Annotated in this window: 22 protein-coding genes and 2 pseudogenes; 15 read left to right on the forward strand and 9 right to left on the reverse strand. The window is 69.5% G+C overall.

The window, feature by feature from the left end; all coding sequences use genetic code 11:
• Positions 1 to 5: 5 nt before the first annotated feature.
• Positions 6 to 677, forward strand: coding sequence for a DJ-1/PfpI family protein (locus tag OHA68_RS28365; RefSeq protein ID WP_327102994.1), 672 nt, complete (start codon positions 6 to 8; stop codon positions 675 to 677).
• Positions 678 to 742: 65 nt separating this feature from the next.
• On the opposite strand, the gene OHA68_RS28370 is transcribed toward OHA68_RS28365, so the two are convergent.
• The 3 genes from OHA68_RS28370 to OHA68_RS28380 all read right to left on the reverse strand — a co-directional run bounded on the left by OHA68_RS28370 (position 743) and on the right by OHA68_RS28380 (position 2,370).
• The gene (locus OHA68_RS28370) at positions 743 to 946 is read right to left on the reverse strand and encodes a heavy-metal-associated domain-containing protein (protein WP_327102995.1); all 204 of its coding nucleotides are present in this window, start codon (positions 944 to 946) and stop codon (positions 743 to 745) included.
• Between the two features lie 99 nt (positions 947 to 1,045).
• Positions 1,046 to 1,666 carry a copper resistance CopC family protein gene (locus OHA68_RS28375; RefSeq protein WP_327102996.1) on the reverse strand — a complete coding sequence of 207 codons (621 nt, stop codon included), beginning with the start codon at positions 1,664 to 1,666 and terminating at the stop codon, positions 1,046 to 1,048.
• A 119-nt stretch (positions 1,667 to 1,785) separates the two neighbouring features.
• Positions 1,786 to 2,370 carry a hypothetical protein gene (locus tag OHA68_RS28380; protein ID WP_327102997.1) on the reverse strand — a complete coding sequence of 195 codons (585 nt, stop codon included), beginning with the start codon at positions 2,368 to 2,370 and terminating at the stop codon, positions 1,786 to 1,788.
• A gap of 119 nt (positions 2,371 to 2,489) precedes the next feature.
• Between OHA68_RS28380 and OHA68_RS28385 the strand changes: the two are divergent.
• The 7 genes and pseudogenes from OHA68_RS28385 to OHA68_RS28415 form a co-directional block, all read left to right on the forward strand.
• Positions 2,490 to 2,750, forward strand: a pseudogene (locus tag OHA68_RS28385) (integrase core domain-containing protein); the annotation flags it as partial.
• A gap of 650 nt (positions 2,751 to 3,400) precedes the next feature.
• Complete coding sequence (locus OHA68_RS28390; RefSeq protein ID WP_327102998.1) at positions 3,401 to 4,924, forward strand: PepSY-associated TM helix domain-containing protein; 1,524 nt, start codon at positions 3,401 to 3,403, stop codon at positions 4,922 to 4,924.
• 35 nt (positions 4,925 to 4,959) lie between these two features.
• Positions 4,960 to 5,139 carry a helix-turn-helix domain-containing protein gene (locus tag OHA68_RS28395; RefSeq protein ID WP_327102999.1) on the forward strand — a complete coding sequence of 60 codons (180 nt, stop codon included), beginning with the start codon at positions 4,960 to 4,962 and terminating at the stop codon, positions 5,137 to 5,139.
• A gap of 950 nt (positions 5,140 to 6,089) precedes the next feature.
• A complete protein-coding gene (locus OHA68_RS28400) occupies positions 6,090 to 6,521 on the forward strand; it encodes a hypothetical protein (protein WP_327103000.1) in 432 nt (143 codons plus the stop codon).
• A gap of 29 nt (positions 6,522 to 6,550) precedes the next feature.
• Positions 6,551 to 7,771 (forward strand): acyl-CoA dehydrogenase family protein, encoded by a 1,221-nt coding sequence (locus tag OHA68_RS28405; protein WP_327103001.1) that lies wholly within the window; start codon positions 6,551 to 6,553, stop codon positions 7,769 to 7,771.
• Positions 7,768 to 8,730 (forward strand): ThiF family adenylyltransferase, encoded by a 963-nt coding sequence (locus tag OHA68_RS28410; RefSeq protein ID WP_327103002.1) that lies wholly within the window; start codon positions 7,768 to 7,770, stop codon positions 8,728 to 8,730. Before OHA68_RS28405 ends, OHA68_RS28410 begins: the two co-directional genes overlap by 4 nt.
• Positions 8,727 to 9,410 (forward strand): thermostable hemolysin, encoded by a 684-nt coding sequence (locus OHA68_RS28415; RefSeq protein ID WP_327103003.1) that lies wholly within the window; start codon positions 8,727 to 8,729, stop codon positions 9,408 to 9,410. Before OHA68_RS28410 ends, OHA68_RS28415 begins: the two co-directional genes overlap by 4 nt.
• A 156-nt stretch (positions 9,411 to 9,566) precedes the next feature.
• Here OHA68_RS28415 and OHA68_RS28420 read toward each other — a convergent pair whose 3' ends face one another.
• Positions 9,567 to 10,457, reverse strand: coding sequence for a TIGR03619 family F420-dependent LLM class oxidoreductase (locus tag OHA68_RS28420; protein ID WP_327103004.1), 891 nt, complete (start codon positions 10,455 to 10,457; stop codon positions 9,567 to 9,569).
• 35 nt (positions 10,458 to 10,492) lie between these two features.
• Entirely contained in the window at positions 10,493 to 11,116 is a 624-nt protein-coding gene (locus tag OHA68_RS28425) for an NADPH-dependent F420 reductase (RefSeq protein WP_327103005.1), read from the reverse strand.
• A 254-nt stretch (positions 11,117 to 11,370) separates the two neighbouring features.
• Between OHA68_RS28425 and OHA68_RS28430 the strand changes: the two genes are divergently transcribed.
• A complete protein-coding gene (locus OHA68_RS28430; RefSeq protein WP_327103006.1) occupies positions 11,371 to 11,982 on the forward strand; it encodes a TetR/AcrR family transcriptional regulator in 612 nt (203 codons plus the stop codon).
• 259 nt (positions 11,983 to 12,241) lie between these two features.
• Here OHA68_RS28430 and OHA68_RS28435 read toward each other — a convergent pair whose 3' ends face one another.
• Genes OHA68_RS28435 through OHA68_RS28445 form a run of 3 tightly spaced genes read right to left on the reverse strand, consistent with a single transcriptional unit; the run spans position 12,242 to position 16,633 of the window.
• Positions 12,242 to 13,564, reverse strand: coding sequence for an MFS transporter (locus OHA68_RS28435; RefSeq protein ID WP_327103007.1), 1,323 nt, complete (start codon positions 13,562 to 13,564; stop codon positions 12,242 to 12,244).
• Positions 13,565 to 13,592: 28 nt separating this feature from the next.
• Positions 13,593 to 15,272 carry a dihydroxy-acid dehydratase gene (ilvD, locus tag OHA68_RS28440; RefSeq protein ID WP_327103008.1) on the reverse strand — a complete coding sequence of 560 codons (1,680 nt, stop codon included), beginning with the start codon at positions 15,270 to 15,272 and terminating at the stop codon, positions 13,593 to 13,595.
• Positions 15,269 to 16,633 carry an FAD-dependent oxidoreductase gene (locus OHA68_RS28445; protein WP_327103009.1) on the reverse strand — a complete coding sequence of 455 codons (1,365 nt, stop codon included), beginning with the start codon at positions 16,631 to 16,633 and terminating at the stop codon, positions 15,269 to 15,271. Before OHA68_RS28445 ends, ilvD begins: the two co-directional genes overlap by 4 nt.
• A 73-nt stretch (positions 16,634 to 16,706) precedes the next feature.
• Between OHA68_RS28445 and OHA68_RS28450 the strand changes: the two genes are divergently transcribed.
• Together OHA68_RS28450 and OHA68_RS28455 are read left to right on the forward strand one after the other, a co-directional pair.
• On the forward strand, positions 16,707 to 17,351 hold the full coding sequence (locus OHA68_RS28450; RefSeq protein WP_327103010.1) for a GntR family transcriptional regulator: 645 nt from the start codon (positions 16,707 to 16,709) through the stop codon (positions 17,349 to 17,351).
• 205 nt (positions 17,352 to 17,556) lie between these two features.
• Positions 17,557 to 18,591: a hypothetical protein gene (locus OHA68_RS28455; protein WP_327103011.1), complete on the forward strand. Its 1,035-nt coding sequence runs from the start codon at positions 17,557 to 17,559 to the stop codon at positions 18,589 to 18,591.
• 140 nt (positions 18,592 to 18,731) lie between these two features.
• Here the strand turns inward: OHA68_RS28455 and OHA68_RS28460 are convergent.
• Positions 18,732 to 18,995 (reverse strand): annotated as a pseudogene (locus OHA68_RS28460) (glycoside hydrolase family 65 protein); the annotation flags it as partial.
• A gap of 42 nt (positions 18,996 to 19,037) precedes the next feature.
• Here OHA68_RS28460 and OHA68_RS28465 point away from each other — a divergent pair.
• The 4 genes from OHA68_RS28465 to OHA68_RS28480 all read left to right on the forward strand — a co-directional run bounded on the left by OHA68_RS28465 (position 19,038) and on the right by OHA68_RS28480 (position 23,242).
• Positions 19,038 to 19,208: a universal stress protein gene (locus tag OHA68_RS28465; protein ID WP_327103012.1), complete on the forward strand. Its 171-nt coding sequence runs from the start codon at positions 19,038 to 19,040 to the stop codon at positions 19,206 to 19,208.
• Positions 19,209 to 19,410: 202 nt separating this feature from the next.
• Positions 19,411 to 20,325, forward strand: a complete 915-nt coding sequence (locus OHA68_RS28470; protein ID WP_327103013.1) for a universal stress protein — start codon at positions 19,411 to 19,413, stop codon at positions 20,323 to 20,325.
• A gap of 4 nt (positions 20,326 to 20,329) precedes the next feature.
• Entirely contained in the window at positions 20,330 to 22,864 is a 2,535-nt protein-coding gene (locus OHA68_RS28475; protein ID WP_327103014.1) for a cation-translocating P-type ATPase, read from the forward strand.
• 156 nt (positions 22,865 to 23,020) lie between these two features.
• Entirely contained in the window at positions 23,021 to 23,242 is a 222-nt protein-coding gene (locus OHA68_RS28480; RefSeq protein ID WP_327103015.1) for a DUF1918 domain-containing protein, read from the forward strand.
• Positions 23,243 to 23,476: the final 234 nt, after the last annotated feature.

Here is a 23,476-nt window from a genome sequence, read left to right on the forward strand (position 1 = left end):
GAGCGATGCCCGCTGATCCGCACATCGTCGCCGTACTCGCCTTGGAGGGGGTGGTCGGCTTCGACCTGTCGATGCCCTGCCAGGTCTTCGGCACCGCCCGCCTGGCCGATGGAAGCTACCCCTATCAGGTCCGCTTCTGCGGCGTCGCCCCGTCGGTGAACGTCACCGCCGGCGGCGTCGGCTTTTACCGCATCGAGGCCCCCAACGGCCGCGACGCCGCCGAAGACGCCGGCACCATTGTGGTCCCAGGCGTCACCACCACTCGCCTGACCGCCCCATCGGTGCTCGCCCTGCTTCGCGAGGCCGCGAAGCGCCGGGTACGGATCGTGTCCATCTGCACCGGGGCCTTCGTGCTAGCCGAGGCCGGACTGCTCTCCGGACGACAGGTCACCACCCACTGGGCGGCGGCGGGTGAGCTGGCCCGGCGTCATCCCGACAGCACGTCGACGCCAAGCCTCTCTACCTCGGAGACGGTCACCTGTTCACCTCGGCCGGCGTCGCCGCCGGGCTCGACCTGTGGCTGCACCTGGTTCACCGCGACTTCGGCGCCGCGGTCGCCGCAGGGGCTGGCGGACCGTAGCGGTCACGGCTCGGCCAGTGCTCTACGCGCTCACTTCGACCGCGAATCGCGTACCAGCCCGCATCGCTACCGGCAATCCTTCCGGCCGCGCGACTGAGCATTGCCCGGCAAGCCGAACGTCACCACGTCGGCTCGCCGGAGCTGTCGCGAAGGGCGCGGGTGTCAGGCGACCTGGAAGCCTGCTTCCTCGACGGCTTGCCGGATCACGTCGGCATTCGAAGCCGACTGGCCAGTGACTTGCAGTTTGCCGGTGGGCAGGTCGACGAGGACGCCGGTGACTCCGGGCACCTCACCCACCGTCTCGGTGATCGAGTTCACGCAATGCTCGCAGTTCATGCCCTGGACGACGTACGTACTCGTGATCATGTCTCTCCTTGTCGTTCAAGCTCACGCCGACGCGGATGGGGTCCACCAGGCCCACGACGACGTGATTGCCTTCAGATACGCCGGAACGCGCTTAGTCGTTCAGCTTCTGCTGGATCCGCCCTTGCGGCGGCCGGCGACGAGCAGGGCCGCTCCGGCGGCGACCAGCACCGCGAGGGCCGCCCAGAGCCACCCAGGTAGACCGCCGCCGCCCTCGGCGGCGGGTGCCGCCGCGACGGAGGACGCCGTCTGTTCAGAGGTCGGCTGCTCGGAGGCCGGCTGCGGCGCGGGTGAACTCGCGGATGCCGCGGTTTCGGACGGGCTGGGGGAGGGGGTGGGTGATGCCGGGGGAGCGGTGATGGTGAAGGTGATCTCGCCCTCGATGGGGTGGCCGTCGGAGGAGACCACCCGCCAGGCGATCCGGTGCTGCCCCGGGGTCAACGGTCGGGTAAGGGTGGCATTGACCGTGTTGCCTTGAATACGCGGCTTGCTGAGCGGGACCGGCTTTCCATCCGGGTCGTTGAGCACGATGAAGGGCATGCGCACGCGTGCGGTGTATTCGAGCTCGATTGTTTCGAGCTGCTTGAGCTTGGCGTTGTCGGCCGGTGAGCTGGATTTGAGGCGGTCGTGGGCCAGAGCGGCAGGTGTGGTCAGCAGCAGGACGAGGGATGCGCCGACCACAGAGGTGACGGCGCGGCGGACGAAGGTGAGCAGGCGAGTCAAGAGGGACTCCGAAGTCGGGTCTGGATCGGCGACATGCCGGAAGGGACGGCTGCACGTGGTCCTGCGATGCGCATACCAGGGCCAAGAAAGGCGCGTCGGCGAGCCGGGATGTCGAATTGTCAGGCGAAGGTCAGCGGCGCGGGCGGCCCGCGACGGGGCATGACCGGGGCCAGAAGGGCGGGCAGGCGGCAATGCGGCTTGTCCGGCCAGGCCGGTACGGAGCGCCGAGCCCGCGTCATCACGACGGGTGCACGGACAATCGTCGGCAGGATCCACGCGCAAGCCAAGCGGATGGCGTTCAGATGCAACAACGCCGCCAGGGCCGCCTCACCCCGTGCCAGCCACCAACTGGAGAACAGCGCGACCGCCAGGTGGATCAGCAGCATGCCCGTCCCGCCGTCGTGGTCGTGGGACACGTTCGTGGCCCGGAGCATCTGGGACGAGATCGACACGTCCGGGGCGGCGAACAGCTGATGCATGCCGTACTGGGAGAGGGCGCACAGGGCCAGCAGCTCCGGCCAGCCGCGCGGACGGCGGCCCACCGCGTAAGCCCCTGCCCAGGTGGCGGTCGCCGCTGCGGTGAGGGGGCCCGGCTGTATCGCGGTGCCGCTGACCAGGATGTGCAGAGCGGCTGATGCCAGGACGCACATGACCGTGAACGCCGTGGCGCGCAGCGCGCGGATGGCAGGACGGCCGACATGCATGCCGTCATCGTCTCAGAGCACAGCGCCGCCGTCACGACAGGGCACGATCAAGTGCGATACGGCATACGTGTGAACCGCCTTGGCGAACCTCGCGTATCTCAACGACGTTCGATCGGGGCGGCCTGGCCGGATCGATCTTCCACAGCGATCACGGGGCGCAATACACCTCCAAGGACTACGCCGCCCTATGCCGCCGGCTGGGCGTCACCCAGTCCATGGGAGCCGTCGGGACCAGCGCCGACAACGCCGCCTGCGGAAGCTTCCACGCCTCCCTCAAACGCGAGACGCTTCAGGGCGCACCCCACTACGGCGACGCCGCCACCTGCCGACGCACGGTCTTTCGACGGCTGACCCGCTACAACACCCGCAAAAGGCATTCAGCCGAATACGTGCCCGCGGTGGGGACGCGTGCCACGCCGACGATTTCATCCGGCCGGCCTGCCCAGACGGGTATCGCTTCTCCTACCACTTGTGCGGAGACCAACTGGCCGAGGACGTGGCCCAGGAGACCTTCCTGAGGGCGCTGGTGAGCCTGCCGGGATTCGCGGGTCGTTCCCCGGCCCGGGTATGACTGCTGTCCATCGCCCGACGGGTCGTCGTCGACCGATTCCGCGCGGCGTCGTCCCGGCCTGTCATCGCCGACCTGGCCGATGGCAGACGGCCGCGGAGAGTCAGAGGCTGCGCGTGGGCCACGCCGGGAACGAACTGATCGAATCGTTCCTGGCCTCCGATCGAGCGGCATGAAGCCCGGCTTCCTCCGGGGAACCAGACAGCGATGTCGAACGACTACTGAATCGACAATGACGATGTAGGGACAACACATGTGGCACCGATGCTGGGCAGCCTGGGCCGGAGGCCAACTGCGCGGAGAGCGGGCGGCGGCACCTGCCGGTCGGTTCCCAACGCCCGATCCGGTGCCACACGCACGCTCTGCGTCGATGAACGATACGCAGGCGGCGGCCCTCCGGCTCCCGCAACCGATCGGCCCGGATCGGCCTCCCCTGTCAGAAACCCTCCGACAAGGATCCTTGTGACCACAGAACACGTCCCCACGGCGGACACCACGGAGACCGCGCGTGACGGAGAGCCGAAACGCCGCGGCGTATGGGCTCAGCTGAGGCCGCTGGTGCTACGGATGCACTTCTACGCGGGGGTGTTCATCGCCCCCTTCATCCTGCTGGCGGCGGTCACCGGCCTCCTCTACACCGCCGCGCCGCAGATCGAGCAGATCGTCTACAGTCACGAGCTGCACGTCCCGGCAGGCGAGAAGGCGCTCCCCCTCAGCGCGCAGGTCTCCGCGGCCCGCGCGGCGCACCCCGCCGGCGATGTCACCTCGGTGATGCCGGCCATCGACGAGACCAGCACCACGCGCGTGGTCTTCAGCGACAACACCGTGCCGCCCGACTACGCCATGGCCGTCTTCGTCGATCCCTACACCGCCGAGATCCGCGGCCAGGTCCAGACGTTCGGGCAGTGGCTCGGGGTACGCGCCTGGATCGACGACCTGCACCGTAACCTGCACCTCGGCGCGTTCGGCCGCAACTACAGCGAACTGGCCGCGAGCTGGATGTGGATCGTCGTCCTCGGTGGGATCGCCCTGTGGCTCGGGCGGCGCCGAGCCGACCGCCGGCTACGGCGCGTGCTTCTGCCGGACACCTCGAAGCGCGGGCGCGCCCGTAACCTGTCGTGGCATGCCTCGACCGGTATCTGGATCGCGCTCGGCCTGCTCCTCCTGTCCGTCACAGGTCTGACCTGGTCCAACTACGCGGGGGCCCAGATCGCCGATATCCGCTCGGTCCTGGAGTGGACCAGCAGGCCGTTGGAGACCAGCCTCACCGCGACGACCACGGCCGGGGACTCCGAGCACCAGCACGGTTCTCCGGACACGACCGCCCCGGCCGACGCGATGAGCACCGGAGTGGGCATCGACGGCGTCATGAGCACCGCCCGCGCCCAAGGGTTGCGGGTCCCCCTCTTCATCACTCCGCCGGACGAGGCCGGCAAGGCGTGGACCGTGGCGGAGAGCAAGCGGGACTGGCCGACACGGTTCGACGCGATCACCGTCGACGGAGCCACGGGCTCGGTCGTCGACCGGGTCGACTTCGCGGACTGGCCGTTCATGGCGAAGATGACGAACTGGACGATCGACGCGCACATGGGGATCCTGTTCGGGCCGGCCAACCAGCTCATCCTGGCGGCGCTAGCCGTCGGGGTCATCTACGTCATCCTCCGCGGCTACCTCATGTGGTGGCAACGCAGGCCGACCAGTCGCACCGAGGCGGGCCCACGCTTCGGCCGCCCCGCTCCCCGTGGCAGTCTCCGCGCGCTCTCCCCCTGGGTGCTGGTGCTCGTCATCGTGTCGGCCCTCGCCGTCGGCTACTTCGTGCCGCTGTTCGGCGTCAGCCTCGCGGTCTTCCTGGTCGTCGACACGCTGCTCGGCCTCAAGCGGGCCGGAGGGAGGCCGGTCAGGCTGTCGGCGTCCCTCCCGGAGGCCCCGGCGGACGACAAGGAGCCGGAGGACCAGGTGGACGATAAGGAGGGTATTGGGGCGTGACGCCGCGTCCGCGCTCTCCGCTCCGGGCACCGTTCATGTCCAGGGAGGTGCGCCAGTTCCGGGAGAATACGGCGCCCGCGGCTGCCGGGCTACCGATCGGCCGTCGGCGGGTGCAAGGGTTGCGGCGGGTGGAGCTCGGCGAGCTCGCGGGGATGTCTGCGGACTACGTACGCCGGCTGGAGCAGGGCGCAGCCATCCGTCGGCCGGGGTGGTGAACGCCATCGCCCGAGCGTTAGGGATCGGACGGGCGGAGTACGAGCGGCTCTGCGCGCTGGCCGGGTACGCCGCTGCGGACGGGCAGGTGCCGAACGAGGTCGGTCCGGGTGCGATGCGGCCTGATCTTTCCAAGAATGTTGAGCTGTTGGTGCTTGGCCATGAGAACCAAGTGCTCCGCCGCCGGCTCGGCAGTCGACCGCGGTGGGGCCACCTCGACCGGCTCTGGCCAGCGGCATTGTCGCGGCTGATCCGCCGTCGCCGGTGGGGGAGTCGGTCATGGGTCTGCCGGGTGTCGAGGGTGAGGCCGGTCCAGGTCAGGCAGCCGGTGAGCAGGTGGGACCGTTCGCCGTCTCGGTAGGCCACGACGCCGGCCATGTTGACCCGGCCCGAGCCTTTGCCGGGCACCGTGACCACCGGACGGGCTTCTCGCGGTGCCCAGGTGCGTCCTTCGGCGGTCTGAGCCCCTGGCTTACCTCGTCTTCGAAGCGGATGTAGGCGCTCAGGTCCGCCGCGGTGCTTTACCGCCGGCCGCACCTCGTCCTTCCAGACCGCGATGGCCTCCTCGTCCCGCTCGATCGCCCGCCGGAGCGGGACCTGCCCTCAAGCCAGGCCTTACACCAACGGGGCACCGACCGCTCGTGCACCCGTAACCGCGTCGTGCACCCGCAACCGCGCGGCGACCGTCCTGGTCGGCTCTCCAGCCTCGAACCACTCGGCCGCCTGCAGCCGCACACGCTCCCGCCGCTCCTGCTCCGCGGGCGTGTACCCACCCCTTTGCCCGTACCGCATACCCCGGTCGTACCGGACTCTCCGCATTCGACCTGTGTACGTACCAAGTCGAGTTCGGGCCGTACGACGGGCGGCAGCCACCGAATGGGGTTCGACTTTGCCCTGTATATATCGTGTCAACCTCTTGTCAACGCATGGCCCCTACGGTGATGGCTGGCCATTGTTCCATTCGTTCGACAAGGGGGCTTTGTTGTCGACTTTTGATTCGGCCGACTCCGCGACTTCGCTATTCGGATCGGTCTTCTCCGCGCTCGCCGAGGACAAGGTTTTCTCGGATGCGCTCCGCCGGAGTGGGACGACGCTCAGGTTCATTCACTCGAACCCGGAGTGCCGGTTCTTCATCAGTGGCGACGGGGTCGTCACGGGGGGTGAGGTGCCGGAGTACGCCACGCTGACGTTCATGATGAGCAGCGACACCGCACACGCGCTCTGGTCAGGCCAGTTGTCCTTCCCCGCGGGCGTCACCAGCGGGAAGATCAGGATTTTCGGAAAGGTCTCCAAGGTCCTGGAGGTCATGCCCGTCCTCACTCCGGTCCTCTTCCTCTACCCGAAGGCCGCAGCCGAGGCCGGCATTCCCGTGCCGAGCAACTGACCACGAGACCGATCAAAGGAGACGCCTTCATGACGACCATCGCGCAGCTTCCTGCGCAGGAGCTGAACTTCGACGTCCTGCCCGCCGAGATTCAGCAATTCAAATCCGTCGTACGGGAGTTCGCCCAGGAGGTCGTGCTTCCCCGGGCCCAGGAACTCGACCAGGCCCCGGCCGACGAGCTGGATTGGGACATCGTCCGGCAAGGCCATGCCCTCGGTTTGGACCGGGTCGCGATCCCGGCCCAGTTCGGCGGCCTCGGCCTGGGAATGCTCGGAATCTCCGTGGCCATGGAAGAGCTCGCGGCGGCGTGCCCGGGAACCGCTCTGATCTTCGGAGCGTCGATGCTCGGTCAGACCCCGATCCTCTACTCGGGCGACCCTTACCTGCAGCAGCGGTACCTGCCGCTGTTCGCCGGGCAGGAGCCCGTCCTGGCTTGCAACGCCGTGACGGAGGAGGAGGCCGGGTGCGACCTCATCATCCCGGCGAACGCCGTCCACGCGATCAATGTGATGACCGCCAGGCGTGCGGGGGACGTCTATCTCCTCAACGGTCGCAAGCGGTTCATCACCAACGCCAAGGTCGCCACCTTCGCCTCGGTCTTCGCCACCATGGAGGGCCACCCCGGCGCGACCGGCCTGACCTCCTTCATCGTGGACCTGGACCAGCCCGGCGTCACCCGGGGGCCGGTCGCCGACAAGATGGGCTACCGGGCGTGCCTCGGCAGCGAGCTGGTCTTCGAGAACGTCGAGGTCCCGCTGAGCAACGTCGTCGGCGGTGAGCTGAACGGCATGGCGATCAACATGGCGCAGAGCAACATGGCGCGCGCCTCCGTCGCGGGCATCTCGACCGGCGTCGCGCAGGGCGCGCTGGACAAGGCGCTCCAGTGGTGCGGTGAGCGCGTCCAGGGCGGTGAGCTCCTCTACCGGCATCAGTTCAGCGCCGCGAAACTGGCCGAGATGGCCGCCAAGGTCGAGGCTTCGCGCATGCTGTACATGTTCGCGGCCGACAAGGTCGACAACCAGCTTCCCGCGCCCGAGTACGAGCCGGCGCTCGCCAAGTTCTTCGCGGACAGGGTCGCCATCGAGGTGGCCGACGCCGCCGTCTCGCTGATCGGGGCCCGCGGCTACCTGCGCGAGTACGGAGTGGAGAAGATGCTCCGCGACGCGTACGGCGCCCGGATCTACGAAGGCACCCCCGAGGTCCTCGCCCTGGCGATCACCGACTGCCTCTACCGCGTGGACGAGCTGTGACCCGGGCAGCCGAGGCGGCCGCCGCGTTGTCGCCGGAGGAGTTCTACGCCGAGTTCACCCGCCGGAACGCCGGCGTCGTGACCGAGCGGCAGCAGCGGGCGCTGAGCACCGCGACCGTGCTCGTGGCCGGCTGCGGCTCGGTCGGCGGAGCGGCCGTGGAGCCGCTCACCCGGCTCGGCGTGCGCGACTTCGTCCTGGCCGAGCCGGACACGTTCGAGCTCAACAACCTCAACCGCCAGCAGGCGACGTTCCGCGACCTCGGCAGGAACAAGGCCGAGGTCGCCGCGGAACGCGTCATCGCCATCAACCCGCACGCGAGCGTGCGGGTCCACGCCGAGGGCGTCACCCAGGAGAACGTCTTCGAGCTGACCGCGTTCTGCGACCTGATCGTCGACGGGGTGGACGTCACAACGGGGCCCGGCTGGCAGGCCAAGCACGCCCTGCACCGATCCGCCTCCCAACGGCGGCTGCCGCTGATCACCGGATGGGACATGGCGGGCGTCCAGTACGTCCAGTGCTACGACTACCGCCACGTCCCGGAACCGTTCAACGGGCTCGTCACCGAGGACGACCTGCGGCGGTGCGGGGTGTGGGAGCTCATCTTCAAGGCGATCCCGGTCCAGCTGATCCCGCCGGACATGCTCACCGAGGTCGCGCCGAACCTGACGAACCAGGACTACAGCGTCCCGCAGGTCATCTACGCCGCGGTCATGTTCGGCGCGATCACCTCGCACATGGCGGCCCGGCTCCTCGCCGGCGAGGAGGTCCGCGACGAGGTGCACCTCGACCTGCATGAGCAGGTCAGGCCGGCGACCCGCCGGCGCCTGAACCGGGCCGAGGCCGAGAGCCTGCTGTTCGCGTTGCGGCAGACCAGCGCTCGCGGCCTCGGATCGCCGGACCCGGGAAAGGACGAGCAGACCGAGGGGAACGGGGAGGGGATGCGAAGGGCGACACGGTGAACATCTCTCTCGCCCCTCGCTGGTCCGCCGCCTGGCAGGGCGCCGTCGATCTGGCCAAGGCGCAGTACCGCTCCGCCTACGGCGCGACCATCTCCCCCGATCCCGACTGGTTCGTGCTCGCCACCCGGGAGCTGATCAGCGCTCTTCCCGTCGCCGGGGAACCGATCGAGATCGCCGCTTGCGCCGGGCTGACGAACGGGGCCGGCCGGGATCTGTTCTCCGAGCGCTACTTGACGGTCCCGCTCGAGGAGGCGATCGAGAAGGCCACCGGAACGAGCGTGGCCAGGGAGCGGGTCGTGGAGGTCGGTTCGCTGGCGGGCAGCGGGGTGCTCGCGGGCTTCGAGCTGATCGGGCTGCTGCCGGTCATCTCGTGGTGCCAGGGGATGGACTTCATCCTCTGTACGGCCACCCCGCAGGTCCGCAAGGCCATGACCCGGTGCGAGATCCCGTTCCGGGTGCTCGCGGAGGCGGACGTGCGGCGCCTGGAGGAGAGCGAACGCCGGCGCTGGGGGACGTACTACGACACGCAGCCGCTCACCGTGGTGATCCCGCTCCGGGAGATCGGCCAGGTGTTCGCCCGGGTGACGGGTAAGTACAGGTTCCTTCACGAAGGGCTCCTGCGCTCCGGGGCGCGGCACGTCCTGGAGGTGGCCCGGGCCACGCCCGCTCTGGGACGGTGATCGCCGGCCCCTCAACCGGTGATGGCCGGCCTCTCAGTCCGTAATGTCGGCCTCTCGGTCGGGGTGATGGAGGCACGGAAGCGGTAGCGGTCCACGACGGACTCACGACCGATGAGCGGCTCATCGCCGAGCGAGCCGTTCAGCACGCGTTCTCGGTCACAACCGGCCGGTGCGCGCGATCACCTGGCCGGCGAAGTCAAGCATCTGGTCAAGGCTGGGGAACAGTGCGTAGGCATCCACGAATGCCTCGTCCGCGCCGGAGTCGGCGAAGCGCTTGAGCTTGTCGGCCAGAGAATCGACGGACGTGCCCGGTTCGATGTTGATACGGATGGCCTTCTTCAGCGCGTCGGGGTCGCGGCCGGCCTCCTGCGCCGCTTGGCGCGCGAGCGACCACAAGGGATCGATGACCTCGGCCGCCAGGAAATCGACCCCGAGCCAGCCGGTGGCGCTGCGGCCCACCCGGCGCATCGCGGCCTCGCTGACGCCGCCGATCCAGATGGGCGGCCCGCCCGCTTGCACCGGGCGCAGGTCGGCGTGGACCGGCGGCAGCGAGAAGAACTCGCTGTCCCAGGACACCGGGTTGGCCGTCCACCACTCGTGGAGGAACGCCAGCAAGTCATCGAGCATCCGCCCGCGCCGGCGCCAATCCGCGCTGCGGGAGATGTCGTGCTCGTCCTTCATCCACCCGAGTCCCACGCCGACCTCGAGACGGCCGTCGCTGAGCACGTCGAGCGTGGTCAGCATCCGGGCCAGGTGCGGCGGCTCGTAGTAGAAGGTGCTGAGCGTGCTGGCATTCAGCCGCACCCGGCTGGTCGCCGTCGCGGCGACGGTCCACAGCAGCACCGGGTCGAGGTAACGCTTCATCTGCGGCGGGTACGGCTGTTCACTGCCCGGATAGATGCTGTGCATATCGACCGGTTGGAGCAGGCGGTCGCCGACCCACAGCGTGTCGTAGCCAAGGTCCTCGATCCCGCGGCAGAACGCGCTCAGGCCGACGGCGCTGCTGATAGCGGGCCCGATAATGGGAAGTGTGAATCCAAGCTTCATCGGCGAGTCCTTTCGGTGATCCGTCAACCGCTTGGTCAGGCGGGAAGCTCGGTGATGCTGAGGGCGAAGTCCAAGTTCCCCACTCCGTGGTTGGCGAGGCCCACCGTGACCACGCCCGCTCCTTCCAGCCAGTGCGCCATTCTCAGGCCGCCGACGTCCAGCGGGCGCAGCCCGAGGCTCTCGACGAACGCCTCCACACGTGCCTTGGCCCGCGCATCGTCGCCGGCGATGAACACGTCGGGCCGGCCCTGCTCCAGGACATGACGGAAGATGGTGTTGAACGCCTTCACCACGCTGGCGCCGGCCGGGGCCGCCTTGGCGACTTCCTGCGCGATCGAGGTCTCCTCGCGGTGGGCCAGTCCGTCGAACGTGGCATTGAAGGGATTGCTGATGTCGATGATGACCTTGCCCGCGAGAGCGTCTCCGTACTGGGCGACGACCGGCACGACGCCGTCGTACAACAGGGCCACGATGACGATGTCGCCGGCCGGGGCGGTGCCCCATTCTCCCGTCGTGGCGCCGCTGCCGAGAACCTTGGCGAGGTCAGCGGCCTTGGTGTGATCGCGGCCCATGACCTCGACGGTGTTGCCGCCCGCTATCGCCCGCGCGCCGATGGTACGGGCCATGTTCCCGGTGCCGATGATGCTGATGGTGCTCATGAGATGTCCTCCCGGTTGTCCGTGGTTCGGTGCAGATGGCGGTGGTGCCCGCGCCGGCCGGCGCCAGGCCGGTGGTGCCGCCGGTGATGACCGCCACCTTGCCGTCAGGCTTCGCCATGGTCGCTCCCTTGGTTCAGTGGTGCCGGAAAAGACGGGCATTATGTACACCGATCTGTTTGCTTACGGTACAGGCCGAGTGGCCGGGGTACAAGCTATGTACACCGGTCATTATCTAGCTGGGCTACCATGAACCCATGACGGAGTTGGTAAAGGGCCCTAAGGGCCGCCGCCGCGGCCGGGGTGCCCGCGAGCGCATCCTCAGCGCGTCCCAGCAGCTATTCCGCGAGCAGGGCATCAACCGCACCGGCATGGACCTGCTCTGTGCGGCGGCCCAGGTGTCCAAGCGCACGGCCTACCAGCACTTCGCCGGCAAGGACGAACTCGTCGCCGAGTACCTCCGTCAGTTCGACCCCTCGGTTCTGTCCGGCGTGTTCGACCGCACCGACCTCACGCCCCGCGAACGGCTCCTCGCCGTCTTCGACATCCCCCCAACCACCCCCCTGTGCCCCTACATCGCCGCCGCTGTCGAGCTCCACGACCCCGAGCACCCCGCGTCCCAGTACGCACGCGACTACAAGAAAGCCGTCGCCGCGCGGCTCGCCGCCGCCGCCCGCGAAGCCGGTGCCGCCGACCCTGAACAGCTCGGCGAGCAGCTCGCGCTGCTCATCGACGGCGCCGCGGCCCGCACCCGGGTCCTCAACGCCGACGCCTTCCCCGCCGCGGCCGCCATCGCCGCCGTCCTCATCGACAACGCCATCCCCGCCGCAGCCGGAGATGACCGGCCACGGGAGGAAGCGTCAAGTTGACGTGGCACTCCGCGGCCGGACTGGACGCGCTGCCGGTCGCGCGGCTGCACCCTGCTGGAATCCCACTGCGTGATGTCGGCGCCGTATGCCTCAACGAAGGCGGCGTATTCGGCGGTTTCGCCACGCTGGCATGACGGTACGGTCGTCGGCGCTGCGGACGAAGTTCTTTCCGATGTCGGGCGATTTGCCGCCGAAGCCTGGCCCGGCGCGCCGCCGGGCCAGGCCGTATCGCAGGTGAGCAGGCCCGCCATGCCAGCCGTCAGGCGCTCCCGTCCGGGGCGCCGGCGGTCGTGACGATGTCGCGATCGCGGGTCTCCGGGCCGAGAGCCAGTGCGATGAGCGTCACCACGGTCAGCACCACCAGGTAGACCGCCACGGCCCACCAGTGCCCGGCCCAGGCGAGCAGGGCGGTGGCGACCAGGGGCAGGAATCCGCCGGCCAGCACCGAACCCAGCTCGCGGGCGAACGCGAACCCGGACAGGCGGGTCCTGGTGTCGAACAGCTCCGCGAAGTACGCGGCCTGCGGGGCGAGCATGGCCGGGTAGAAGACGCCCAGCCCGACCGCGAAGCCGATCACGATCAGCGCCGGGGACAGGGTTTCCAGCAGCAGGAAGTACGGCGCCAGCCACAACACCGAGGCGATCGCGCCGCCCGCGTACACGGGCCTGCGGCCCACCCTGTCGGACAGCGCCGCCCACAGAGGAACCGCCACGACCTGCAACGCGGAGCCGATCACCACCGCCAGCAGAGTGAACGAGCGGTCGATGCCCAGCCGGTCCACCGCGTAAACCACGCCGAACACCGGGAACAGGTAGGCGAAGGAGTTCTCCGCGAAACGGGCGCCGATGACCACCAGGAAGCTACGCGGGTGCTCCCGTAGCGCGGCCAGCACCGACCCCTTCGCGGCCGTCCCGGTCTTCTTCGCCTCCTCGAAGGCGGGTGTCTCATGGATGCGGCGCCGGATCAGGTAGCCGACCAGCAGGAGCAGCGCGCCCAGCAGGAACGGCACCCGCCAGCCCCATGAGCGGAACGCCGGTTCGGGGAGCAGCAGCATGAGCTGGAAGACGCCGGTGGACAGCAGGGTCGCCACCGCGAACCCGGCGGGCGCCCATGCGCCGGCGGCGCCGCGCCGCGACTGGTCGCCGTGCTCCACCGACAGCACGACCGCGCCCGCGTACTCGCCGCCCGCGGCGAAGCCCTGCACCAGCCGCAGCGTGATCAGCAGCAGGGGCGCCCAGAAGCCGATCTGGTCGTAGGAGGGCAGGAAACCGATCAGCGTCGTGGCCGCGCCCATCAGCGTGATGGTCAGGACCAGCATCCGCTTGCGCCCGGCGCGGTCGCCCAGGTTGCCCAGGATGATGCCGCCGATCGGGCGGGCCATGAACCCGACGGCGTAGGTGGCGAACGCGGCCATCGTGCCCACCAGCGGGTCGCCGGAGGGGAAGAACAGCTTGTTCAGGATGAGGGCGGCCGCCGTCCCGTAGATCAGGAAGTCGTACCACTCCAGGGTCGTGCCCACGAGGGCGGCGATGCCCGCGCGACGCGCTTGGTGCTTGTCGTGCGAGGTCGTGATTGTCACCATGGCCGTTTGTTCCTTAGGTGCCGGGGGGTTACTTGGCGGGGCGCCGGGTCACGGCGCCGCGCTGGATCGGGCCGACCAACTCGGCGTACTGGCCGAGCCATCCGCGCTCCGTCCCGGGCGCGTGGGAGGTGACGGGGCCGGCCTGGCGTACGGGGTCGGTGTCCACGGTGCGGGCGTCGAGGTCGATGGTGATGGGGTCGCCGTCGCGGACCCCGGCGAGCGGGCCGCCGTCGGCGGCCTCGGGCATGACCTGGCCGACGATCAGGCCGTGGTTGAGCCCTGACAGTTCGCCGTCGGTGACCACGGCCACCTGACCGCCGAGCCCGGCGCCGTTCAGGGCGGCGACGAAGTTGGCGGCGAAGACGGTGCCCGGGCCACCGCGTACGCCCATGCCGCGCAGCACGATCACCTGGCCCGGCCGGACAGTGCCGTCGCCCAGGCCCGCGATGGCCTCCCGCTCGCCGGCGAACACCTTGGCCGGGCCCTGGAATCTGCGGCTGGTCCCCGCGCTGACCCCGGCCAGCTTCACGATCGCGCCGTCGGGGGCCAGCGAGCCGCGCAGGATGAGCAGGCCCGGCTCGGGGGTGACCGGATCGTGCGGCTCACGTAGCACCGTGCCGTCGGCGGGCCGGGCCACGGCGGCCAGTTCCCCGACGGTCCGGCCGGAGACGGTGAGCGCGCCGGAGTGCAGGCGGGGCAACAGCGTGCGCATGACGGTCTGTACGCCGCCTGCCTCGTCCAGGTCCCACACCTGATCCGGGCCGTTGGGCCGGATGGCGGCGAGTTGCACCGCGTCCCGTGCCCGCTCCTCGACCAGGCCGACGACGTCCAGGTCAAGGTCGGCCTCGGCGGCGATGGCGGCCAGGTGGCGCACGCAGTTGACCGATCCGCCGAGGGCGAGTGCCACCTCCACGGCGTTGCCGACCGCTTCGGCGGTCAGCACCTTACGGGCGCTCAGCCCTTCGTGCACCATCTCCACGATCCGCCCGCCTGCTTCCCGCGCCCGGGTCAGCATGCGCTCGGAGTTGGCCCGCGTCGGCGCCGAGCCCGGCATGGTCATGCCCAGGGCCTCGGCCAGGCAGTGCATGGTGTTGGCGGTCGCCAGCCCCGCGCAGACGCCCGGCCCGGTGATGCCGGCGTCGGCCAGCTCGCCCAGCTCCCGCACGGTCATGGTGCCGGCCGCGACAGCGCCCACCGATTCGTAGACGGTGTCGATGTCGACCGAGCAGCCCGCGAAGGTGCCGCCGCGCTGGTAGCCGCCGATCACCACGATGGACGGCAGGTCCAGCCGGGCCGCCGCCATCAGGTGGGCCGGGGTGGTCTTGTCACAGGAGGACAGGAATACCACCGCGTCCAGCACGGCTCCCTCGACCGCGGCCTCGACGTCGTTGACCACCAGGTCACGGGTGGGCATGAGGTAGCGGCCGTCACGGCCGGCGGTGGTGATGAAGTCGCTGGGGGCGGTGGTGCGGATCTCGAACGGGAGCCCGCCCGCCGCGCGTACGGCCTCGGCGACCATGTCGGCGACGTCGTCGAGGTGGATGAAGCAGACCGAGAGCTTCGACGACGTGTTCACGATCGCGATCTTGGGCTTCTCCTGGTCCTCCAGGCTGATGCCCATGGCGCTCCACTGCGCCCGGCGCACCGCCCAGCGCGAGGTGCCGGGGGTGAAGTTGCTGCGTAGCGGGGTCTTCGGGCGTTCGGTCACAGCGCGCTTCCGTTCTGTCTCATGGTGGATCGGACCCGCGCGCCTTCGACGCGGCGGTACGGTGTGCCCTCGTCGAGGGACAGGACAGTGGCCACCGCGGCGGCGTGGCCGTACTCGAAGCATTGGGCGGTCACCCGGGCCGAGGCGAGCGCTTCGTGCTGGGCGCTCAGGCAGCGCCCGGCGACGATGACGTTCTCGCCGGCCTCGGGGACCAGGGTGAGGTAGGGGACCTCGTAGTAGTCGTCGTCGAGCCAGTGCAGCTTGGGCCGCTCGCCGTCGTGCAGTTCGATCGGCCATGGGCTGCGCGCTATGCCGGAGGGGTCCTTGCGGCCGCTCACGACGGCGTCGTTGGTCAGGGTGGCGGCGCCGGTGATCGTGCGGGTCTGCCGGACGCCCGCCTCCACGCCGGTGTCCACGACGTAGGCGTCCTGGCAGCCGGGGAGGTCACGGGCGATGAAGCGGGCGTACTCCCGGACCTGGCGCCGCCCGCGGATCTCGGCGTCGGTGAAGTCGGCGGGGTCGATCACGTTCAGCATCCGCCCGTCGGCGCCGGTCAGCCGGGTCGCGTTGACCATGAGCTCGCCCGGGCGCGGGGTCGTGAAGATCCAGATCTTGTCCCGGGGGAGGTCGGCGCCGAGCTCTCTGGCCTGGCGGATGCGCTCGCTCACCCAGGGCGGGCTGATGGTGTCCTCGCCGTAGCCGGACAGGAAGGCGTCCACGTCCACGCCGCCGAGACGGAAGAACATGGTGGGGTTCTGGATCCGTCCTGCGTCGCCGAAGGTGTGCCGGCCGCCGGCGCGGGCCACGAGCGCGGCGTCGCCGGACGCGTCGATGGTGCGGGCGGCGTGCACGACACACGTCCCGGCGTTGGACGACAGCACCGCGCCCCGGTACGCATCGCCGTCCATCACCACACCGACGACGGAGGTGTGGAACAGCACGCGTACGCCGGCGGCGGCGAGCAGGGCGTCGGCCGTCTCCCGCCACACCAGCGGGTCGTGGGCGCTGGTCCAGGTCCTGCCGTAGCGCTGCGGCGGGGTCAGGCCGCCGCGTTCGGCCAGGCCATGCCGGAAACGCTCGGTGAATCCCCAGACGACCTGCTCGGGCGATGAGCCGGCGCCGTTCGCGAGATACAGGCCGCACACGGTGCCGGACATGCCGGCCACGGCGGCGCCTCCCGCGAAGCCGTACTTCTCCACGAGCAGCACGCTCTTGCCGGCCTCCGCCGCCACCGTCGCCGCGGCCACGCCGGCCGCCCCTGCCCCGACCACGAGCACGTCCACCTCGGCCAGGACGGGGTAGTCGGCGTCGGGCGCCACGACGGCGGGCAACCGCCAATCGTCAACCGATATATTGGTCATATGCCGACGGTACATCACGACAGGGTATGATTGTCCAGTCCGAAATCCCTGCGGAAGACAACGAGGTCAGCGGATGGCTGAGCCGAACAAGACCACACGGGCCTATGAGGCGATCGAAGGCATGATCACCTTCCAGGAGCTCGTGCCTGGATCGCTCATCTCCGAGGCCATGTTGATGGAACGCACCGGCCTGGGCCGCACGCCCGTGCGCGAGGCGCTGCAACGTCTGGCCCGGGAGCGCATGGTGGAGATCCACCCGAACCGGGGCGTGTTCGTCCCGCCCGCCTCAATCGAGGCCCAGCTCAAGTTGCTGGAGTTGCGGCGCAGCCTGGAAGCGCTGGCGGTCCGCCTCGCGACCCACCGGGCCCTGGCCGAGCAGAAGCGCCACATGCAGGAGGTCATCGAGCAGTTCCGGCGCGGGGTGCCGGACGCGCGTGCCTTCGACGCGATACTGAAGCAGGCCCACGCCCTGATCGTGGAGGCCGCGCACAACGAATACCTGTCGGTGGCCATGGCTCCGCTGCAGGGGTTGTCGCGGCGGTTCTGGTTCGCGCACCTCCGCGATCCGGAGAGTGAACTGCGGGCGGCGTCACGGCTGCACGGGGACATCCTCGGTGCGATCTGCCACGGCGATGAGACCGAGGCGGTGACCGCCTCCACGCGGCTCAACGACTACCTGGTCGACTTCGCCTACGCCACCCTCAACCCTCCGGGCTAGTGCTATGACCGGCGGCGACGCCCCCCCGATATGGCGGAACGGTCGTGCGGATGGATCGGGTCACCGCGAGCGAAGCGGGAGCCGATCGGGCGGTGGTGCAGGTCGGCGAGAAGTCCTGGCTGCGGTTTCGAAGACATATCCGGTGCGGACCGAATACGGTGAGTCATTGACGATCGCCCGCCCGTAAGCCTCCCGGAGACTTTTCATGCGTACCGCAGCGGCAATCCTCTCCTTCGTGCTCGCCATCACCACCCTGCCCGCCCAGCCGGCCACCGCTGCGGTGTCCACCTCGCCGCTGCCGGGCGGCAGGACCACCTTCGTCGTCTCACAGGGTCATCTGAAGGCCGCCTCCCAGCAGAACTGGGTACGTCTGGGCAACTATCGCTTCGCCGCGAATGGCACGGTGAAGGCCGCCCTGTATCTGTGGTGGCAGCGGCATCCCAAGGCCAGACAGCGCACCGGCACCGTCCCCGATCCGAGCTGCACCACCAAGAAGGGCGGTGCCGTATCACGACCCCGCGCCTGCGAGGTGCTCACCGCCGGGGGATTCACCGGCACCCCCGAGGAGAGCCGTACCGGGACGTACACCGTGGCGGGCGGCGTGCTCACCATTCGGTGGAAGATCGCCCAGACCTGGACGGAGCAGTGGTACGTACGGTCCTCGCCTGACGGCAAGCTGGCCCGCCTGGACCTCAAGCGGAGCACGCTGGCAACGCACGGGTACGGCTATGGCAGCAACGCCGCGATCAACACCCGGCGCGCGATGAGTTCGGTCAAGGCGTTCCCCGGCTCACTCAGGCAGGACCTGACGAGCTGGGCGGGCGGCAAGCTCGTCACCTCCGGCAATCAGCCGTTCGGCCACTCCGCCTTCCGCGCCTGCGCCGCCACCACCTCGTGCCTGACCTACCTGCAGCCGTCCTCGCGGGGCGCGTGCCAGAAGTCGGGCGGCTGCCCCAAGTACGGCGGCGGAACACGCCCCAACATCAGCTCCATCCAGTACTACCTCACGACGATCTCCAAGTCTGACCGCCGCGACACGCTGTGGCACTGGTGCACCTGTCTGGCGATGGAGCGCGGTGAGTTCTGCTACACCGGCAACTCCCACGTCAAACCGCTCATGCAGATCATCGACGACACGGGAGCCTTCCGCGGCTGGGTCGGCGCGGAAGCGTCCTTCTCGACCGGCGGCTCCCGGGCGGCGGACATGCTGGCGGTGCTGCGCATCTCCGACTTCCGCTGAGATCGGTGGATGCCGCCGGGTCCAGCTCGATAGCAGCAGCGACCTCGCGCGGGGCGTGGCGCAAGCCTGCGAGGTGGCTGACGTTGTCGTCATCGACAGCGACCCGCGCCGTGCACCAGGACAGGCAGCGACACGGCGCCGAGCGCGCGCGAGATCTCGGGAAAGCGCAGATCCAGCCAGGGCAACACGAACAGCTCATCCCAGAAGACGTGCCCCCGGTAGGCCTCGCCGTGCAGGCCGCGCGCGGGCACGCCCGCGTCGAGGTCGGCGGTGTGCGGGGAGAGAGTCTGCAGCAGGTGGAAGACGTGCAGCCGGACGATCTGGGCCGTCTCCGGCCCGTCCACGTCGAGTCTGGCCCGTTTCCACAGTCGTTCCCATGCGTTCTGGTGCCGTCCGAGCAGGTCACGGCCAAGCGGCTGGCCATCTGGCGGGAGAAGTACCCCGAGGTGAACCTTGTCGAGGACATCCGATGCGTCCATCCCGTCGAAGCGCTCACCGACGCCTCTGACACCTGCGACCTGCTCGTCGTCGGTTCCCATGACCGCAGCGCCTTGAGCTCGTTGCTGCTCGGCTCGGTCAGCCGAGGCGTTCTGCACCATGCTCGCTGCTCCGTGTGAGGGGCCGCTCGGTGCAGTGCTTTGGCGGCATCTTGCCCTTGGCCTGCCACGCGCATCAGGCGTGGACGGGTATCACCTTTAGCCGGTGGCGGCTCACCGCCCGCGCGGCCCCGGGCGCCGGGTCCGAAGTCCCTGATGAAGGGGACGTTGCGCTCTATCGGCGAAGGTCGCCGCTTTTCAGGATGGTTTCGAGGTGAGAACCATGACGGATCTTCACAGAGTCATCGTCGGGTATGACGGTTCGGACTTTTCCATGCAGGCCTTGGACTGGGCGATGGACGAGTGCGAGCTGAGAGAACTGCCGTTGACGGTCACCCACGCGTGGCGCTGGCCGTACGGCAAGGCCCCTGAAGAGGCCAGGCTCCACCTGCGCAAGGCCGCCGAACATGTGCTCCACCACGGTGCTGACTGCGCGCGCTCGTGCAGCACGATCACCGACATCACCGCCGACCTGTTCGAGGGTTCGGCTGGTGAGCGCCTCGTCGAGTTGTCGGCCGGCGCGGATCTCGTTGTGATCGGTTCCCGCGGGCTGGGAGCGGTGGCCCGGTCCGTGGTCGGCTCCGTCACGGCCTACGTCGCCGCCCACGCGCACGCTCCGGTCATCATCGTGCGTGGCGCCGGCCCGATTCCTGTGCCGGCCGATCCTGGTCCTGTAGTGCTGGGCTTGAGCCCGGCCACACCGGATGAGGCGCTGGAGTTCGCCTTCGGCGAGGCCGCGCTGCGGCGACTGCCATTGGTGGTCACGCACGCCGTCCACCTGCAGGCCATGGCATGGGGAACAGCGATGGCTCCCGTGCCCGACGTCGAAAGTCTCATCCGGGCCGGACAGGAGGGCATGCGGGAGCGGCTGACGCCATGGTGTGAGAGGTATCCAGAGGTCCAGGCCGACCCTCGTGCCGTCGTCGCCACGGCGAAGGAGGCCCTGCGCGCCGCCTCGGCCGACGCGAGTCTCGTCGTCGTCGGCGCGGCCCGCGCCCGGCACCGTAGCGGTCATCTAGGCACCGTCGTCAGAGCGATGGTCGAGTCCGCCGCCTGCCCCGTCGCCGTCGTGGCCGTCCCCGCCGTCCGGCCGCAGGAGGAGGTGGACGACAGGACCTCTTCCGCGCCAGAGGGATGACCTCGTGACCGGCCACCCCTCTGGCGACTTCGCAGAAGCTTCGGGCGTCCTACCGCCGCGCGCGGGCCTCAGTTCTGCCGAAGCGGCCCGCCGTCTGGCGATGGACGGCCCCAACCGGCTGCCGTCGCGCGACCGCAGCCCGGTGCCGCTGCTGCTGCTCCGGGAGATGGTGCATTTCTTCGCGCTGCTGCTGTGGGGCGCGGCGGGACTGGCACTGCTAGCTGGAATGCCCCAGCTCGCGGTCGCCATCGTCGTGGTGGTGCTCCTGAACGGCGCCTTCGCCTTCGTTCAGGAGTATCGCGCCGACCAGGCGGGAAAGCGGCTGCGGGAGCTGATCCCCGCCGACGTCACGGTCCGCCGCGACAGCCGCCGCACTGTAGTGGACGCCACCGAGTTGGTCGCAGGTGACGTGGTCCTGCTGGAGGCGGGCGACCGGATCTCCGCAGACCTGGAGCTGGTCGAAGTCCACGCCCTGGCGGTCAACGAGTCCACCCTCACGGGAGAAAGCACTCCTGCCAGGCCTCGCGAAACAGATACGGCCTTCGCCGGTACCTTCGTCATCGAAGGTCAGGCGGAGGCCGTCGTGACGGCCACAGGCGCTCGGACCCGGCTGGCCGCCATCGCCACCCTCACTCAGGCGGCCACTCGTCCGCCCAGCCCGCTCGCCCGCCGGCTCGGCAGAGTCATCAAGGTCATCGCGGGCATCGCGCTCGGCGTGGGAACGGTGTTCTTCGTGCTGACGCTGCTGCTCGGCATGGCACCCGCCGACGGCTTCCTGCTCGCGCTCGGCGTCACCGTCGCCCTGGTACCCGAAGGCTTGCTGCCCACGGTCACTCTGTCACTGGCCCGTGCCGCACGATCGATGGCCGGCCGCCAGGCGCTGGTCCGTCACCTGGAGGCGGTGGAGACCCTGGGGTCGGCGACGTTCATCTGCACCGACAAGACCGGCACCCTCACCCGCAACGAGATGACGGTCGTGCAGATCTGGACCCCGGCGGGCCCACTCGACCTGGCTGAGCCCAGCTCGGCCGCGGAGATCATGCGCACGGCCGTCTTGTGCTCGACCGGACGACTGGTCCGCACCGACGGCGGCTACAAAGGCGTCGGAGACCCGATGGAGGTCGCGTTGCACGCGCTGGCGCTGCACGCCGGAGCGCGGGAGGAAGAGACCGTAACCCGGCGCTTCCCCTTCGACCCGGTCCGTCGCCGTTCCTCGGCGGTCGCCGACGGACAACTGCATCTCAAAGGCGCTCCCGACGCGGTCCTCCCGCTGTGTGTGGACAAGCGAGGGGCGGCGCAGGCCCTGGAGGAGATGAGCGCACGCGGCCTGCGTGTGCTGGCCGTCGCCCGGAGTGATACCCCTCGGGGGACCACCGCCGAGGAGGTCGAACGCGACCTGACCTTGCTCGGCCTCCTCGGCCTGGAAGACCCGCCCCGCGATGGCGTCGCCGAGGCGATCGCCACATGCCGCCGTGCCGGGATCAAGCTGGCCATGATCACCGGCGACCATCCCGGGACGGCCAGGGCGATCGCGATGAAGGTCGGGCTGCTCGGCCCGGACCCGCTCGTGCTCACCGGTCGCGAACTACCCGATGAGGACGACGCCCTCGGCTCGCTGCTCGATCACGACGGCGCGGTGATCGCCCGGGTCACGCCGGAGGACAAGCTCCGCATCGCCCGAGCCCTGCGCGGCCGGGGCCACGTGGTGGCGATGACCGGAGACGGAGTCAACGACGGTCCAGCACTACGCGAAGCCGACATCGGCGTCGCCATGGGCGCCTCCGGCACCGACGTGGCGCGCGAAGCTGCCGACGTGGTATTGCTCGACGACCATTTCGCTACCATCGTCACCGCGATCGAGCTGGGGCGGGCCACCTACGCCAACATTCGACGCTTTCTCACCTATCACCTGACTGACAACGTCGCCGAACTCACCCCGTTCTTGGTGTGGGCGCTGAGCGGTGGCACTGTGCCACTGGCGCTGAGCGTGCTGCAGGTGCTCGCCCTGGACATCGGCACGGATCTGCTGCCCGCCCTGGCATTGGGAGCCGAACCAGCCAATCCCCGTACCATGCGGGGTCCGGCGCGTACCGGAGCACTGCTCGACCGCCGCCTGCTCCGCCGCGTCTTCTGCGTTCTCGGGCCGGTCGAGGCCGTCGTGGAGATGGCCGCGTTCGTCGCCGTACTCATGCTGGGCGGCTGGGCACTCGGCACCGCGCCGACCGCGACGTTGCTCACCGCCGCCTCCGGAGCCGCCTTTGCCGCAGTGGTTCTCGGACAGCTCGCCAACGCCTTCGCTTGCCGTAGTGAGACCCGCTGGGCCGGGCGCCTGCCGTGGCGGAACAACCGGATCCTGCTGGGCGCGGTGGTGATCGAAACGGTCATGCTTCTGGTCTTCCTGGGCTTCCCGCCGCTGGCCGCTCTGCTGGGCGGCACTCTGCCCCCACTCGCGGGCTGGGCACTGGCCGCCCTGGCGATCCCCGCCGTCATCGGTGCCGACGCTCTGCACAAAGGGCTGCGCGCCCGGCGCAGAGCATAAAGGTCTTTGGGCCCGGACAGGTCAGGACGACCGTCCCTGTTCGAGCGCCCGGAGTCGGTCCGACAGTGGAGAGAACGGATCGCGTCACAGGACGGGACCGTCCAGTGATCGCCGCTTCCAGAAGAGACCGGCCTTGGTTGATGGAAGGAGCCTGAGATGAGGGCATCTGTAGGAGACCGCCTGATCGTTGAGGGCACCTACAACAGCGAGCCCCGGCGAATCGGCGTGATCACGGAGGTGCGTCACGCTGACGGTTCCCCGCCCTACGTGGTGCGTTGGATGGACGCAAAGCACGAGACGCTTGTGTTCCCGGGGCCTGACGCCCGCGTGGTGACCAAACAGGAGAGGGAGGCATCGCTTCCGGTCCGGCGAACGTGATCGACCGGCTAGGAAGGCGGCAACGGGACTTCCTGTGTGAGGCGTTGGGGCGGCACCGCACGCACAAGTGCTCGCTACGTGCGGGAATGCACAATTTTGCCCAAGTCGTTCACGGCGTTGAATCGACGAGCGCGGCTCGGGCCAGCGGCGGGGAAGGTATGCGACCGTGGATCGAGCCGAGCGTTTCGATGCTTTCCGCGCGCTGGCGGACCGGTACGGACGTCCGGGGGTGCA

The organism is Nonomuraea glycinis, assembly GCF_035920485.1.
GTDB classification, from domain to species: Bacteria; Actinomycetota; Actinomycetes; order Streptosporangiales; family Streptosporangiaceae; genus Nonomuraea; species Nonomuraea glycinis.